The organism is Paenibacillus sp. NPDC057967, from assembly GCF_042887015.1.
Taxonomy (GTDB): Bacteria; Bacillota; Bacilli; order Paenibacillales; family Paenibacillaceae; genus Pristimantibacillus.
This window is the reverse complement of sequence record NZ_JBHVQB010000001.1, coordinates 791,852-806,427: the sequence shown is the minus strand read 5'-3', so window position 1 is coordinate 806,427 and position 14,576 is coordinate 791,852. Positions and strand designations below refer to the sequence as shown.

Here is a 14,576-nt window from a genome sequence, read left to right as displayed (position 1 = left end):
TTATGAAGTTGGATGGACTCTATGCGGATGAATGGGCGGAGCTGTCTTCCGAAAACAAGCAGGAGCGGGTGGTGAAGCTGCTCGCTGAGACTCAGGCTCCTTTTGATTTTGAGGGGATAAAGGTATTTTCGGCGCATGGCGTCATGAGCGAAACGGCCCTGCTGGATTGGAAGGGACGGAAATTCGTATTCGTACCGGGGAAAAAGTCCGTCGTGCTGGGCTGGGATGGCGGCATCGACGGGATGGATGAACGGACGCGACAGGAGATAGATGACGGATTCGAAGAGGTGCTTGATCCGCTGTCATGGTGGAGGAAGCAGCTGGCCGATGCCAAGGCATCGAATAGTGAACATGTAGACGAATTTGAGAGACGGGTTGCGGAGCTGGAAGCTGAAGCTGTAGCGGAACCGGCTAGTGAGCTTCAAGCGTTCTACAGCATGGAGGGGCTGAACGCCTATATCAACGAGCATACTTCTCCCGTTCGTACAGCCGATTTGCCGCCGATGATCGTGGAGTGCGAGCTGAATGAGGTCGGTCTTGTGCCTGTCGGATATGTGGACCGCGGGAAGAGAGAGCATCAGATAGAGGATGACTTTCTGGAGCAGGTTGAGAACTATTTGTACGACTTCAATACAGAGTCCGTGATGACCGAGTATTCCGGGACATGCCGCTTTCAGCGAAGCGAGGCTGATCCGATGGTTTATGGCGTCTACGCCTTTGACTACACAACGCGGGAGGACTTGCAGACTCAGCTTCAGGCGGAAGGCTTCGCTTTGCCGACGGAGGATCAGTGGGAGTATCTGTGCGGATTGGGACAGTGTACGTTATTCCCATTCGGCGGTCGTTTCGACGAGGAGGGGCGATACTCGCATCTCAGCGAAACCGGGGAAAACGTGCTGGAGCAGCCGAATGGGCTGGGAGTGACGATCGCATACGATCCGTACAAATATGAGATCGTTGACTCCGAATGCCTCGTCAAAGGCGGAGATGGCGGGAATGCCTTATGCGGGGGAGAACCCTTTATCTATATGATGCTGCCGCTCGCTGCTTACTGGCGGGATGCGATGGCAAGCGAGCTGCTCGAAGATGAGGATCTGGCAAGCGGGTTTTATTTTTACCGTCGAGTTTTTGTTGTGGAATAATGAACGCTCAGGAGGCATGTATGCTTATTCCATTGAATGGCTCGTATCCTGCGGATAAAAGAATTGCGGGAATCCATAGCATTCCGGTGGCGGAAGACGGCTCGATCGTATTTGTATGGGACAAGTATGAAGGGGCTTTGACGACGGTCGGCGGCAGGCTTGACTCTGATGAAGATATCGATGAGGCTCTGGACCGGGAGACGGTGGAAGAAGCCGGAATTGTACTGGAAGCACGTAGGATTCCGTTCGCCGCCTGGTATTGGGAAAGCACGGATACGTACACGGTTTTTGTTATGGCGAGAATCCGGGAGTACAGGGAGCTGCCGGAAGGCTTTGAGACAACGGGACGGGTGACAATGAACCTGGAGACGGCTCGCGAGCTGATCGCAAAGCTCGAAGGCGATGGCCTGCGCCTGCAGCTTCTGGCTCTCGCGGAGCCGCTTTATGTTAGGGAGTTCAAGTGAACGGCTTAATTCATGCGGATTGTTTTGTAGCGGAAAACTTTTTGTGAAACAGGTATTGACCTTGCCCCAAGGGCAAGGCTGTAGGATGTGATTACCGGCCACGATGAAAGGATGTAAGGGATATGCTGACGATTGGACTTGTTGCGCGTTTGTATGGCATCACAGCGAAGACGCTTCGCCATTATGATGCAATTGGGCTTTTTACACCGGCTAGAGTGGGAGAGGATAACCTCTACCGTCTATATGCTCCCGAGCAATTGCCGGAGTTGCGTGCGATTCTATTCCTCCGGTCGATGGGACTAAGCCTCGATTCCATTCAGGAGATGAAGCGCAGCGGTACGCTGGGGGATGCCGATTACATCAAAGGGCTTCTGCAGCAGCGTGCGGATGCCATTCAAGACGAAATGGGTTCCCTTAATAGGCAGCTTCAGGACATTCATCGTATGGTCGAGTATATGACGAATACGGGAGGAATACCTGTGGAACCAAAAGTGATTGAGAAAGAAGCGTTTACTATTGTGGGGATGGAATGGCATAGCCAGTCTAGCGAAGGGGATATCCCTTCGATGTGGCAAAGATTTATCCCGCGCGAACATGAGATCGAGAGCAAACGGGAACCAAAGGTGAGCTATGGCATTTGCATTCCGATGGATGATTGTGAAGATTTCACGTATGTCGCATGCTATGAAGCGGATGGGGAGCAGCCTCCTGCGGGTATGACCAAAGTGAACGTACCTGCTCAGCGTTATGCTGTGTTCACCCATAAAGGGAAGACGGAAAGCATGGGTGAGACGTATGAGCTGATCTATGGCAAATGGCTGCCGCTGCAAGGGCTTAAAGTGACTAAGGGCATCGACTTTGAGCGCTACGATGAGCGGTTCCACGGACCGGAGTCCGAGAGCTCGGAAGTGGATATTTATATTCCGATTGAGTAGCGAACCGGATGATTAGGTGAGGTTCAAGCGGAGGATGCCGCTTCACGCATAATAACACCTCATGCGGACCTTCACGCCGTATTGAACGGTGTGGGTCGGCATTAACGTTGCCAGACAACACTAAATGCTCAGCAGCATAATCTCATCCCGCGATCATGTTCATTGTGAACGCGATTGCGGGATTTTTTTCGCATACAAAGAAACAATTAAGCTCCACCTATCGTAAAGTATAGTTAAATCTGCCATTCAAAAGGGGCGTATGAATGCATAGAGAGACTAGAGAGCAAAGACGCCCGGCATGCAGCAGAAGAAATAGGTTTCGCACGCATCAGCAGCAACGACTGGATAGAGACAGGAGGTCGGTAACGGGATGAGCCAATATTGGATGCTCGCTATGTTGGTCATTGGGATGTTGTCTGTATTGTATTATATATGGGCATTACGACCGCAAGTTCCAAAATGGTTTATATGGCTTCCTTGTCTTGTTATCGTGGCATGCCTTGCAGGTACGGGGATCAAATTTACTTTTTTTCAGAAAGGATACAGCGGCATTGCCGATATTGTCACCTTGATGCTGCTCGGTGTATTGCTCACCGTCCATTTGATCATTGCGGGTGTTGTTTATTGGCGAACGAAAGCCTCGAATTAAACATTTCTGCCTAAAAAGTTGGTTTCGGCACATTGCCGGAGCCGGCTTTTTATTCGTTTATCCCTCACTGGAAATACAAACAATATAAAACAAGCAATTCGAAGTTCAATCCTTATTTCGATGTAATATATAGTAACGCAAAGCGTAAAATAGTTGCGAATTTTAGATGATTGTGTTGAATAATAGGATTTTAATGCGCTTACATTCGGATTAGAATGAATCTACATTCAAACAAGGGGTGAAGGAATAATGAGAAAGTGGTTGAGCACGTCAATTATTCTAACAATGTTGGTTGCAATACTCGCGGCATGCGGCGGCAACTCGAACAACGGCGCATCGGGCGGCTCGAACAAGCTGGTCGTTTATACGCCGAATAGCGAAGCTATGCTGAATGCACTTATCCCATCGTTCGAGAAACAGACAGGCATTACGGTGGAGCTGGTGTCTGCAGGCAGCGGTGAGCTGATCAAGCGTATTCAGTCGGAGAAAGCCAATCCTTACGCTGACGTCATGTTTGGAGGCGCTTTCGCGTTGTACCACGACAATGCAGACCTGTTCGAGGAATACGTCTCGGCGAACGACAAGGATCTGCTAGAGGGCCATCAGAACAAATCGGGAGTTATGACACCCGTCGTATCGGACGGCAGCGTATTGCTGGTGAACACGAACCTGGCGGGCGATATTGAAATCAACGGCTATGAAGATCTGCTGAATCCGGCCCTGAAGGGCAAGATTGCGATGGCGGACCCTGCTAACTCCAGCTCGGCCTTCGCTCAGCTAACCAACATGCTGAAAGCAATCGGCGGCGACTATACATCCGATGCCGGATGGGACTATGTCGCGAAGCTGCTAGAGAACATTGACGGCAAAATCGCGGGAAGCTCCAGCAAAGCTCATAAGAGTGTAGCCGATGGCGAATATGTGGTTGCCCTGACTTATGAAGATCCGGCAGTCAGCTATGTAAAGGACGGCGCTGCGGTGAAGGTTGTCTTTCCAAAGGAAGGCGCTGTGTTCCTGGATGCAGGTACAGGCCTCGTGAAAGGCAGCAAGAACCAGGAAAATGCGAAAAAATTCATTGACTATTTGATCTCGAAAGAAGGCCAAGACGCGATTGGACAACAAACAACGAATCGTCCGCTTCGCGCCGACGCGGCGATCAGCGACTTCATGACGCCAATCGATCAGATCAATGTGATTCAAGAGGATGTAGCTTACGTCGCAGAAAACAAACCATCCATTGTAGAACGCTACACAGACCTGTTCACACAAATTGCGAAATAACACAAGATCAAACGGATTAATAGGAAAGCGGGTGCATAACATGAGCGTTGCGATATCGTTCCAAGACATCGTAAAAAAATATGGCGACACCACCGTTATCCCCGAGCTGAATCTGGACATCAAGAAGGGTGAGTTCTTCACCCTTCTGGGTCCTTCGGGTTGCGGGAAAACAACATTGCTTCGTATGGTGGCGGGCTTTAACAGCATTGAAGGCGGGGCGCTTGCCTTCAACGACAAGGTCATGAATGACGTTGCGCCGGGGAAGCGGAACATCGGGATGGTATTCCAGAATTACGCGATTTTCCCGCATCTCAGCGTATCGGATAACGTCGCGTTCGGCCTGCAGAACCGCAAGGTAGCGAAAGCGGAGCAGCAGCGCCGAGTGAGCGAGATGCTGTATACGGTGCAAATCGACCAATATAAAAATAGAATGCCCAAAAATCTATCGGGCGGCCAACAGCAGCGTGTAGCGCTGGCGAGGGCCATTGTCATCAATCCAGACGTGCTGCTCATGGATGAGCCGCTATCCAATCTGGATGCGAAGCTGCGCGTAGATATGCGTAATGCGATCAAGTCCATTCAGCGCGAAGTAGGCATTACGACGGTATATGTGACGCATGACCAGGAGGAAGCGATGGCAGTCTCCGACCGTATTGCGGTCATGAACTCCGGTGTTATCCAGCAGATCGGTACGCCGAGAGAAATTTATCAGCGACCGGCGAATCTGTTCGTCGCAACCTTCATCGGACGGACAAACGTCATTGACGCCAAGTTGGAGACGGGTGAAGATGACAGCGCAGTCATTCGCGTCGGACGTGATTATGCAGTGTCGATACCAGAGCTGGGGACATTGGTGAAGTCCGGGCAGTCCATCGATGTTAGACTTTCCGTACGGCCGGAGGAATTCGTGCTGTCTGAGGATGGCAAAGGACTCGCGGGGAAAGTTGTGAATAACGTCTTCCTGGGCCTCAACACACACTTGATCGTGCTGCTCGATAATGGGCAGGAGGTTGAGATTATCCAGCAATCGACTGCAGCCGAAACAGCAGAAATTGGGCAGACCGTAAGGCTCGCTATCCTCACCGAAACGATCAATATCTATGACGCCGCAGGAGAGCGCAACCTTAATCGGGGGACAGGACAATGAACGCCCGTATGAAACGGTGGGACATCTGGTCTCTCATCACATTTGTTATCTTTGCCGGATATTTGATTTTCCTGGCTTTGCCGCTGTTTATGCTGCTGATCAAAAGCTTCTTCGACGGCTCAACAGGCGAGTTTTCTTTGGACTACTTCACGAAGTTTTTCAGCAAAGCCTATTATATGAACGCCGTTTGGAACAGTATAAAGGTGACGGTGTGCGTAACGCTGCTCTCAGTGGTGGTGGCCGGTCCGCTTGCCTACATCATGACGATTGCCAAGATCAAAGGCAGCGGTACGGTACGCATCCTGATCTTGATCTCGTCGATGTCCGCTCCGTTTATCGGCGCGTACGCTTGGATTTTGCTGCTTGGACGCAGTGGCGTCATTACGAAATTCTTTTACGATGTCTTCGGCTTCCGCATGCCTGACATCTACGGGTTCACCGGCATTCTGCTCGTTCTGACGCTGCAATTGTCCCCGCTCATCTTCATGTATGTATCCGGGGCGCTCAAGAATGTCGATAACTCTCTTATGGAAGCTGCGGAAAGCATGAATTGTACCGGTCTCAAAAAGATGTGGAAGATTCTCGTGCCTTTGATTACACCGACGCTGCTTGCTGGCGGCTTGCTCGTCTTCATGAGAGCTTTCGCGGATTTCGGTACGCCGATGCTGATCGGCGAGGGCTTCCGCACGGTGCCAGTCCTGATCTTTAATGAATTTATTAGTGAAGTCGGCGGGGATGACGGATTCGCTGCCGCCATTAGCGTTATCGTTGTGGTGTTCGCGACTGCTGTGTTCCTGCTGCAGAAGTTCGTAGCGAACCGGAAGTCCTACAGCATGAGCGCGCTGAATCCGATTGAACCCAAGAAACTGAAGGGCTTTGCGAATGTAGCGGCTCACGTCTATGTCTACCTGTTCACGATTCTGGCGATGATGCCGCAAGCTTATGTGGCGTATACGTCCTTCCAGAAGACATCGGGCAAAATTTTTGTAGACGGTTATTCTTTGGACAGTTACCGTGCCGCCTTCTCGAAGGTGGGCGATTCCATCTATAATACGTTTATGATTGCAGGCATTACGATTGTGATCATTACGATATCTGCTATGCTTATCGCGTATGTAACAGTGAAGCGCAAAGGTGCGGTTGCCAACCTGCTGGATACGTTCACGATGCTTCCGTACATTGTGCCGGGCTCCATCCTCGGTATCGCGCTGCTGGTGACATTCAACAAGCCGCCGCTGGTACTCAGCGGAACGGTCGTCATTCTGATCGCGGCTTTCACCATCCGGCGCCTGCCGTATACGATTCGCTCCAGCGCAGCTGTGCTGCATCAAGTGAATGACAGCATTGAGGAAGCAGCGATCAGTCTGGGCTCTTCGACCATGAGGACGTTCTTCAAGATTACCGTTCCGATGATGATCTCCGGCGTATTCGCCGGCGCCATTATAAGCTGGATCAGCATTATAACTGAATTAAGCACTTCGATTATTCTCTACACCGGGAACACGAGAACGATGACCGTCGCTGTCTATACGGAAGTCGTACGGGGCAATTACGGCGTAGCCGCCGCATTATCTACGATGCTGACGGTCATCACCGTCATCTCGCTGCTCTTGTTCTTCAAGCTGTCGGGCAAAAAAGAAGTGACCATGTAAGTCCGGACCGGGGCTCGCGCAAGCGAGTTCCGGCCTTTTGTCCATTCAGAGAAGGACATCTAGGCATAGCCTTTCCGTAAGCTGCAAAAAATAGGAGACGCATGAAAGGGGAGAGGCGGGGTGGCCAAAGGGAGCTTCAAAGATTCGCTGCGCCGGATGTTTCTGCTGCATACGCTAGTGCCAATCTCGATTCTGTTCGTCCTCTTCCTGCTGTTCATGATGATCAACTCACGTCTGCTGCTGGTCAGCCAGACGGCGGATGCCGGCAAGAAGATCAAGTCCGCTATGGAGAGTGTATACGCTTCCTACGATAAGGAGATGAATGCGACCGCTGAGCTTGGAGCGGTCATTTCCTTTGTGGAGACGGGGCAAGGGGGGCCTGAGTTATTTGAACGGTTCTACAGCTTCAATAGCCGTCAGCAGGTGAAAAGCATCATGCATATCCTTAGCCCCGACGGTGATGTTTTGGCGTCTTCCGCAAACTACGGCTCGGAATCGACGGATCAGGCGCTGCAAGCCATCGTCCGCAAGATGAACAGGCAGGGGTTGTCTTCACTTGCGGAGACGAATCATATTCGCTTTTCACAGGACCGGTATACGGCCTACACCTTTGCGAGAGCGATTCCAAGCGGCAGCGGAGTTGCCGGCTACTTGATCTATCAGCTGTATGAAGAAGACTTTCAGAACCTTATCTTTGTGCAAAACAATGAAATAGCCGCAGTAACGGACTCTTATCATAATATTATTGCAACGACGAGCAATCTGACGCGCGGGATGATGAACAAGTATAGCCTGGCGGGCGAGCCGCAGGGCTTTGTCCGGATTGATAAGGGACGGTATTACAGCAAGGAAACATATATGCCTGCCTCGCAGTGGCATATCTATACGCTCAGCGCCGCTCAATGGAATCATGCGGCTTACTTGTCACTGGCTGTCTTCTTTGCGCTTGCGAGCTTGCTGCTATGGATTCTGATCCGGTATTCCGCCCGCCTCATTTCTACTCGCCAGTCACGCGCGATGGATAAGCTCACCTTTGCGGTCCGAGAATTGCAGTCCGGCAATATGGATGCGTATGTCTATATCGGAACGGGAGACGAATTCGATACGCTGGCGAATCAATACAATCTGATGCTACGGCGGCTTAACGAGCTGGTAGCCAAAAACGAGGAGCTGTCGGATTTGCGCCGGGTGATTGAGGTGAAGCATCTTCAGTCACAGTTTCATCCGCATTTTATATTTAACGTGCTGGAGATGCTTAGGTACGCCATTGTCGTAGACGACAAGCTGGCGCAGGATATCGTATTGACGCTGTCCCGGCATCTGCGCTACAGTATCGGCAATGAGCGGGATCAAGTCGTGCTCGGCACTGATCTGGAGTATATTGCAGGTTATATGAAGCTGCAGCAGATGCGATTCAAGGACAGGCTTAGCTATCAGGAGAAGGTAGGAGAAGCGGCGAAGGGTGGGCTCGTGCCTAGACTGATGCTGCAGCCGGTTATTGAGAATGCAATCAAATACGGGTATCGCCGGCGTCAATCTGTCTCGATCTCAGTAGTCGGATATGTGAGGGATGATGACCTGATTATTGAGGTGAAGGATGATGGGGGCGGCATGAGCGAAGAGCGTCTCGCGGAGGTGCGGGCTATCATGCTGTCGCAGGATAACCGGGCGCCGCATATCGGCCTTCATAATTTGCATAGAAGATTGGTGCTGATGTATGGAGATCGTTACGGTATAGGGATCGACAGCGTCGAAGGCGAAGGGACGACTGTGACCTTCGTGCTGCCGTACCGGAAGGAGGAAGCGGATGTTCAAGGTGCTGCTGGTGGAAGATGAAGAGATGATTCGGAAGGGACTCCGTTTTACCTTTGACTGGATGGGCGCGGGCTGTGTCGTGGTGGGTGAAGCGGAGAACGGAGAGGAAGGGCTGCGGCAGATTGCCGCTCTTCGGCCGGATATCGTCATCGTCGATGTCAATATGCCGCTGATGGATGGCATAGCCATGATCGAGCAAAGTGTAGAAGGAGCGTCATGCAGCTATATTATCCTGTCGGGCTACGATGAATTCCGGCTTGCCAAGGCGGCTATTCGGCTTGGCGTGACGGAGTATTTGCTCAAGCCGCTGGAGCAGGAGCAGCTGCTGGCCGCCTTGGAGCGTGCGAAGAGCCAGGTGGAGATGAAGCAGCAGTACGCCGCGATGAAGACATCCGGGACGGGGAGCGGAGAAGCCCAGCAGGCTTCGGTGGTGAAGTTGCCGGGCAAGTCGTCCCGTTACGTGTCGAAGATGCTTCAATATGTGCAGGAGCATTATAAGGAGAAGATCAGCATCAAGGATTTGGTGGAGAAGCTGGAGGTCAGCGCGACGTACCTGAATCAGAAGTTCAAGAGCGAGACGACCTATACGTTCAACGACTTTCTGAACCGCTATCGCATCCAAAAAGCGATGGAGATGCTTCAGCACAGCGACGAAAAGGTCTATGCGATTGCTGCCGAGGTCGGCTTCAAGGACTATAAATATTTTATCGCGATCTTCAAAAAATACGCGGGCTGTACGCCTAGCTACTATCAGGAGACGTACGGCCACGGGGTGAAGGAGGACCATGATGCGAACGGTTAAAACTGGATGGCGATTTTGCCAAAGTACGATCCTTTCGCCAGATGGCCGAGTGCTGCGAGCGCTTGCGTGAACGGATAGACGGTATCGACGACAGGGCGAAGCTCGTAATGGGCGATGGCGGCATTCATCCGCTCGAACATGTCCCTGCTGCCTACGTTGATCGCTTGAAGCCTTGCTCTTCTCAGGATGGCTGGTACGATGGCAAGGCCTTCGACACTCGCTCCCGACAAAATGCCGACGATACTGATCTGGCCGCCGACCTTTAATGCGGAGATGGAGCGATTGAGCGTTGCTCCGCCGCCGAGATCGACGATATGATCGGCTCCGCGGCCTTCGGTGTAAGCGAGTACGGCCTGATCCCATTCCGCGTTGCTCTTGTAATTGATGCCGTGGTCGGCACCTAAGGCTTTCGCCTGAGCCAGCTTGGCATCACTGCTTGATGTGACGATGACCTTGGCACCCTGAAGCTTGGCAAATTGAAGGGCGAAGAGCGAGACGCCTCCGGTTCCCTGGACGACGACGGTGTCTCCTGCCTTCACCTTGCCCTCCTCGACAATGGCATGCCAGGCCGTCACTCCCGCGCAGGGCAGCGTCGCCGCTTCGATATCCGTCAAGTGCTCGGGGACGCGAACCAGACCTTCCTCGGGAAGGACAACATATTCCGCAAGCAAGCCTTGAAGCGGGCTTCCTAGCGAAGTGATCCAGTTCTCTCGCGTAGCCTCGCCAGATCTCCAGCTTTGGGTGAAGATCGGGCTTACTCGTTCACCTATTTGGAACTTGACAGCATGCTCTCCTAACGCAATAACCTCGCCTACACCATCCGATACCGGAACGAGCGGTTCGCACAGCTCAGGGTTATAGAAGCCGTCGATGACTCCGATATCGCGCGCATTTAGCGACACGGCTTTCATTCGAATGAGCACTTCACCCCTTGCCGGGGACGGGATCGGCAGATCTGCTTCAGTGACATGATCGAGGCCAAAGCCTCCTTGGATAACGTATGCTTTCATCATTCCTCACTCCTTATAGGGGTATAGACACACCTTAATTCATGAACTAAGATGGTGCTAGACGGCACTTTAAAGTCGGTTACGAACCTGAAGGTGCGTGAGGGGAGGCGGAGGTTATGAAGCCTGCGGATATTTCACATACAGCATGCAGCTACACCCATGTCCTGGAGATCATCTCGAACAAATGGACCGCGCTTGTCATCTACTCTCTCGAAAACGGAACCATTCGTTATGGAGAGATCAAGAGGCGCATAGAGGGCATCTCGCAAAAAATGCTGACGCAGACGCTGAGGCAGCTGGAGCGAGACGGTCTGGTTGCACGGAAAGTTACGCCGTCTGTACCGCCCATTGTGGATTATACGTTGACCCCGCTAGGGGAGACGCTTATTCCTTGCATGAAGATGCTCAAGGAGTGGGCAGCCGAGCATTATCCATCGGTTCAGAAGGCAAGAGAGAGCTATGAGCTTGGCGAAGAGAATGCTGCCGTTCGCCAACTGGAGAGCTGAGATTTTATAGACATGCTGATACGGCCAGAAGGACGCTTTTTCTAAAAAAGCATCCTTCTGGCCGTTTTTATTGAACACCGCTAGATCCCCGTTACAACAAGCAACCCGTTTATCGGTTCTTCCCTTATGAGAGCATTCACTTCCAAATCCGACATTTGCGCCAGAAGTGTTGATGAATCCGACACTTGCTCCTAATCTAATGATTTGTTCAAGAAGTGCGAGGTAGTACAATAAAGATGTGAACAAAATCGCACAAGTTGCAATGGCTTCAACTCCATTGGGACAAGTGTTTTTGTAAGGTTGTCCTGCGCAGACAGCTACTAAAGTTTTATTTGATACAAAGTACGAGATGGGTATGTAAATTCGGATATAGAGCCTAATAGCGGCGAATCCTAAGATGTCTTGGGTATAAATCTAAAGGAGGCTTATTCATATGGGAAAATTCGATGGAAAAGTCATTATTATAACCGGTGCGGCAGGCGGAATCGGTAAAGTAACCGCACAGAAATTGGCTGAGCAAGGAGCAAGTCTTGCTTTAGTCGATTTGAAATTGGATGCAGTACAGGCCGTTATTTCGGAATTGGGCCTAGATGAGGGCAGAGCGATTGCCCTGCAAGCGAATGTAGCTAAGGAAGATGAGGTTAAAGCGTACGTTGACGCTACGCTCGACAAATTCGGGAAAATCGACGGCTTCTTCAACAATGCCGGTATTGAGGGCATTACAGCCAATGTAGAGGACTATCCTACAGAAATCTTTGAAATGGTTCTGAATGTCAATGTGAAGGGCGCTTTCTTTGGTCTGAAATACGTCGTTCCGACTATGAAAAAGCAAGGCTACGGCAGCATTGTGAACACCGCTTCCGGCGCTGGTCTGATCGGCTCGCCCGGATTTGTCGGCTACAACAGCTCCAAGCATGCTTTGATCGGGATGACTCGCGTAGTTGCACTGGAGACAGCGCCATTCGGCGTTCGCGTGAATGCTGTAGCGCCTGGTGTTATTAACACCCGCATGATGCGCCAGATCGAAAAAAATACGGTGCCTCAGAATGCCGAAGGAGCAAGAAAAGCATTTGGCGCAGCCGTGCCGATGGGCCGCTACGGCGAAGCGGAAGAAGTAGCCAATGTGGCGATCTTCCTGCTGTCCGACGACTCATCCTATGTTACTCAATCCATCTACACCGTTGACGGCGGTCAGATGAATCAATAAATGCTATAAGCATATGAATGGATGAAGCCCCAGGCCTTATGTCTGGGGTTTTTGTCATGCAATTGTGCCGGTGCCCTAACCCTTCTTAAAGTGAAAATAGACACCAGATGCGATATGGAATATGATGGAACTAAAAAAGAAGGAGGAAGTTTAAGTGTATAGTGAGGGGAAAGTTGCTATATTAGCAACTTTGGTAGGTATGGTGTTTCTTACAGTTGCCTTCTTCCTTGGCCTCCTAATGATTGGAATTATCTTCTTCCCCATGATCTGGGGGCTGACTTATAAAGGTATAGCAAAAATGATTAAATCATATGATTTTCAAAAATAAAGCTAAAAAATGAAGTGATATTCATATAAACTGACTAAAACCAGCCGCCGTTAAATGGCGACTGGTTATTTTGCTTTTTCTGCGATTGATCTTTTGCGATTAAATAAGGAGTAGAGCTAAAACAGCTGACGAGCGCCCCAGTCTTCATGTAGCAGCGCGGTTCCTGGAACAGGAAGCCGCAGAGCTTCCATCGCTTCATATAGGTATTCGAAACGGTACTGAATGCCATGCCCGGCTGTAAGCCATCCATTGCTGCGGGATTGTTCCCGGTTCAGCCGGTTCAAGCTGGTTAGTTCTTTATCGTACAGGGCTGAATCCCAGCGTACGCTTGCTACGATGGAGGCGGCGACTTCGGCTGGTATGCCCTGGCGTCGCGAGATGATGCTCGCCGCCCGAAGCGGGGACGACCGTACAAATTGATGCACGCGCAGATGTGCTTTGAGATAAGCCACAATGACGGCGGGATAGCGGCTTGCCCAAGCTTCGTCGACGACGATGCCGGTCAGGAAGTCGTCTCCCGGCTCTTCTTGAGCCAGTACCCGACCTATTCCGTGATGCTTGGCTAGGCTGATATAGGGTTCATTCAGCACGCTCCCGGACAGCTCCTGCCGCATCATGGCTGTGATGCTATCATCCAGCTCCTTATGCAAAACCTGGCTGTCTTCAATGCCGAAGGTGCGAAGGATATTAGCCATGCGCCCGCCAGAGCTGGACTGGGCGACTGCGGAGATCGACAGGCTCTCGATATGGGAGGTGGTCCTTAGCTCTATATCATTGCGAATGACGAGAGCGATCCCTTGTCCCCCTTGCGTCTTGCCGTCGCAAGCGAGTAAGACCGGACGGAAGGAGGGAAGGACCTGGCCGAGCGAAGAGCATAGCGCAATGGGATAGTCCCCAAGCGAGGCGATATGGATATGTCCGCCGATCATTCCCTGGACAAGCTCCGGTCCGTTAGGCGCATCGCTCCATTGCACCTTAACAGTCCTCCCCGGCAACGTACGGGACAATTCTTCCTCGAACCAGCCTAGCTCTTTCATCACTAAGGAAGTCCAGATTTGCGCGGAACGGCTTTGATATCCTACGTTGACGATTATGGGAGTATCGGCAGCAGAGCCGAGGCTCTTATTCGGATCATCCTCGCTGTCCTGAATTTCCTGATGTCTGCTTGGCATGTTCTTTACGCTTTCCTGCAACATGGCCGCGTTGTGCAGAATAGTTGCATGACGATGAATCCACGTCTCCAACTCGTTCTTGTCGATCCATATTTCCTTGCCGATCTTGCGAAAGGGAAGCTGCTTGTGTCTCCGCCAACGGTCGAAGGTGGATCTGCTGATGCCTAGCAAATCCATCGCCTCATGCAAAGTAAGCAAATTAAACTGCTGTAATGACATCGGATACGCCCTCCTTCAAGCAACTTGCCGCCGCTTCAAAATGGTTACTCGTGGTCATTCATGGTCATTCATGGTCATTCATGGTCACTTGCTCTTTCTCCGTTGACACATGAAATGAGGAGTCATATAGTCAATTATAAGAAATTAAACATAGTAAGTATATAGGAATAAGTGTATATATGTGACTGTAGAAAAAAGTCGCAAACCGAGTTTGAGCGAAGGGGGAAGGCCGATGACTAGCAAGCAG

Annotated in this window: 14 protein-coding genes; 12 read left to right on the top strand and 2 right to left on the bottom strand. The window is 51.2% G+C overall.

All coding sequences use genetic code 11. The annotated features are described in order from the left end of the window. Positions 1 to 2: 2 nt before the first annotated feature. The 9 genes from ACFVSO_RS03430 (at position 3) to ACFVSO_RS03390 (ending at position 9,887) form a co-directional block, all read left to right on the top strand. A complete protein-coding gene (locus tag ACFVSO_RS03430; protein ID WP_387470101.1) occupies positions 3 to 1,142 on the top strand; it encodes a hypothetical protein in 1,140 nt (379 codons plus the stop codon). Between the two features lie 20 nt (positions 1,143 to 1,162). Continuing rightward, positions 1,163 to 1,606 carry an NUDIX domain-containing protein gene (locus ACFVSO_RS03425; protein ID WP_387470099.1) on the top strand — a complete coding sequence of 148 codons (444 nt, stop codon included), beginning with the start codon at positions 1,163 to 1,165 and terminating at the stop codon, positions 1,604 to 1,606. Positions 1,607 to 1,728: 122 nt separating this feature from the next. Continuing rightward, positions 1,729 to 2,541, top strand: a complete 813-nt coding sequence (locus ACFVSO_RS03420) for a MerR family transcriptional regulator (RefSeq protein WP_387470098.1) — start codon at positions 1,729 to 1,731, stop codon at positions 2,539 to 2,541. Between the two features lie 370 nt (positions 2,542 to 2,911). Further along, a complete protein-coding gene (locus tag ACFVSO_RS03415; protein WP_387470097.1) occupies positions 2,912 to 3,190 on the top strand; it encodes a hypothetical protein in 279 nt (92 codons plus the stop codon). A gap of 249 nt (positions 3,191 to 3,439) precedes the next feature. Continuing rightward, on the top strand, positions 3,440 to 4,471 hold the full coding sequence (locus ACFVSO_RS03410; RefSeq protein ID WP_387470095.1) for an ABC transporter substrate-binding protein: 1,032 nt from the start codon (positions 3,440 to 3,442) through the stop codon (positions 4,469 to 4,471). 40 nt (positions 4,472 to 4,511) lie between these two features. Then, a complete protein-coding gene (locus tag ACFVSO_RS03405; protein WP_387470093.1) occupies positions 4,512 to 5,618 on the top strand; it encodes an ABC transporter ATP-binding protein in 1,107 nt (368 codons plus the stop codon). Next, positions 5,615 to 7,270, top strand: a complete 1,656-nt coding sequence (locus ACFVSO_RS03400; protein WP_387470091.1) for an ABC transporter permease — start codon at positions 5,615 to 5,617, stop codon at positions 7,268 to 7,270. The genes ACFVSO_RS03405 and ACFVSO_RS03400 overlap by 4 nt, the downstream gene beginning before the upstream one ends. A gap of 120 nt (positions 7,271 to 7,390) precedes the next feature. Then, the gene (locus tag ACFVSO_RS03395) at positions 7,391 to 9,106 is read left to right on the top strand and encodes a sensor histidine kinase (RefSeq protein WP_387470089.1); all 1,716 of its coding nucleotides are present in this window, start codon (positions 7,391 to 7,393) and stop codon (positions 9,104 to 9,106) included. Beyond that, a complete protein-coding gene (locus ACFVSO_RS03390) occupies positions 9,078 to 9,887 on the top strand; it encodes a response regulator transcription factor (RefSeq protein ID WP_387470087.1) in 810 nt (269 codons plus the stop codon). The genes ACFVSO_RS03395 and ACFVSO_RS03390 overlap by 29 nt, the downstream gene beginning before the upstream one ends. Here ACFVSO_RS03390 and ACFVSO_RS03385 read toward each other — a convergent pair. After that, positions 9,884 to 10,900: a zinc-dependent alcohol dehydrogenase family protein gene (locus ACFVSO_RS03385; protein ID WP_387470085.1), complete on the bottom strand. Its 1,017-nt coding sequence runs from the start codon at positions 10,898 to 10,900 to the stop codon at positions 9,884 to 9,886. The two genes, ACFVSO_RS03390 and ACFVSO_RS03385, sit on opposite strands and share 4 nt — an antisense overlap. Positions 10,901 to 11,013: 113 nt before the next feature. Between ACFVSO_RS03385 and ACFVSO_RS03380 the strand changes: the two genes are divergently transcribed. The 3 genes from ACFVSO_RS03380 to ACFVSO_RS03370 all read left to right on the top strand — a co-directional run bounded on the left by ACFVSO_RS03380 (position 11,014) and on the right by ACFVSO_RS03370 (position 12,938). Further along, the gene (locus ACFVSO_RS03380) at positions 11,014 to 11,403 is read left to right on the top strand and encodes a winged helix-turn-helix transcriptional regulator (protein ID WP_387470083.1); all 390 of its coding nucleotides are present in this window, start codon (positions 11,014 to 11,016) and stop codon (positions 11,401 to 11,403) included. Between the two features lie 433 nt (positions 11,404 to 11,836). Then, positions 11,837 to 12,610, top strand: coding sequence for an SDR family NAD(P)-dependent oxidoreductase (locus ACFVSO_RS03375; RefSeq protein ID WP_387470081.1), 774 nt, complete (start codon positions 11,837 to 11,839; stop codon positions 12,608 to 12,610). 154 nt (positions 12,611 to 12,764) lie between these two features. After that, on the top strand, positions 12,765 to 12,938 hold the full coding sequence (locus ACFVSO_RS03370) for a hypothetical protein (RefSeq protein WP_387470079.1): 174 nt from the start codon (positions 12,765 to 12,767) through the stop codon (positions 12,936 to 12,938). A gap of 116 nt (positions 12,939 to 13,054) precedes the next feature. Here the strand turns inward: ACFVSO_RS03370 and ACFVSO_RS03365 are convergent, their stop codons facing one another. Then, positions 13,055 to 14,329, bottom strand: coding sequence for a helix-turn-helix domain-containing protein (locus tag ACFVSO_RS03365; RefSeq protein WP_387470077.1), 1,275 nt, complete (start codon positions 14,327 to 14,329; stop codon positions 13,055 to 13,057). Between the last annotated feature and the right edge of the window lie 247 nt (positions 14,330 to 14,576).

Coding starts and splice junctions, on each gene's coding strand:
- ACFVSO_RS03430 (WP_387470101.1), top strand. CDS start 3: ATGAAGTTGGATGGACTCTATGCGGATGAATGGGCGGAGCTGTCTTCC.
- ACFVSO_RS03425 (WP_387470099.1), top strand. CDS start 1,163: ATGCTTATTCCATTGAATGGCTCGTATCCTGCGGATAAAAGAATTGCG.
- ACFVSO_RS03420 (WP_387470098.1), top strand. CDS start 1,729: ATGCTGACGATTGGACTTGTTGCGCGTTTGTATGGCATCACAGCGAAG.
- ACFVSO_RS03415 (WP_387470097.1), top strand. CDS start 2,912: ATGAGCCAATATTGGATGCTCGCTATGTTGGTCATTGGGATGTTGTCT.
- ACFVSO_RS03410 (WP_387470095.1), top strand. CDS start 3,440: ATGAGAAAGTGGTTGAGCACGTCAATTATTCTAACAATGTTGGTTGCA.
- ACFVSO_RS03405 (WP_387470093.1), top strand. CDS start 4,512: ATGAGCGTTGCGATATCGTTCCAAGACATCGTAAAAAAATATGGCGAC.
- ACFVSO_RS03400 (WP_387470091.1), top strand. CDS start 5,615: ATGAACGCCCGTATGAAACGGTGGGACATCTGGTCTCTCATCACATTT.
- ACFVSO_RS03390 (WP_387470087.1), top strand. CDS start 9,078: ATGTTCAAGGTGCTGCTGGTGGAAGATGAAGAGATGATTCGGAAGGGA.
- ACFVSO_RS03385 (WP_387470085.1), bottom strand. CDS start 10,900: ATGATGAAAGCATACGTTATCCAAGGAGGCTTTGGCCTCGATCATGTC.
- ACFVSO_RS03380 (WP_387470083.1), top strand. CDS start 11,014: ATGAAGCCTGCGGATATTTCACATACAGCATGCAGCTACACCCATGTC.
- ACFVSO_RS03375 (WP_387470081.1), top strand. CDS start 11,837: ATGGGAAAATTCGATGGAAAAGTCATTATTATAACCGGTGCGGCAGGC.
- ACFVSO_RS03365 (WP_387470077.1), bottom strand. CDS start 14,329: ATGTCATTACAGCAGTTTAATTTGCTTACTTTGCATGAGGCGATGGAT.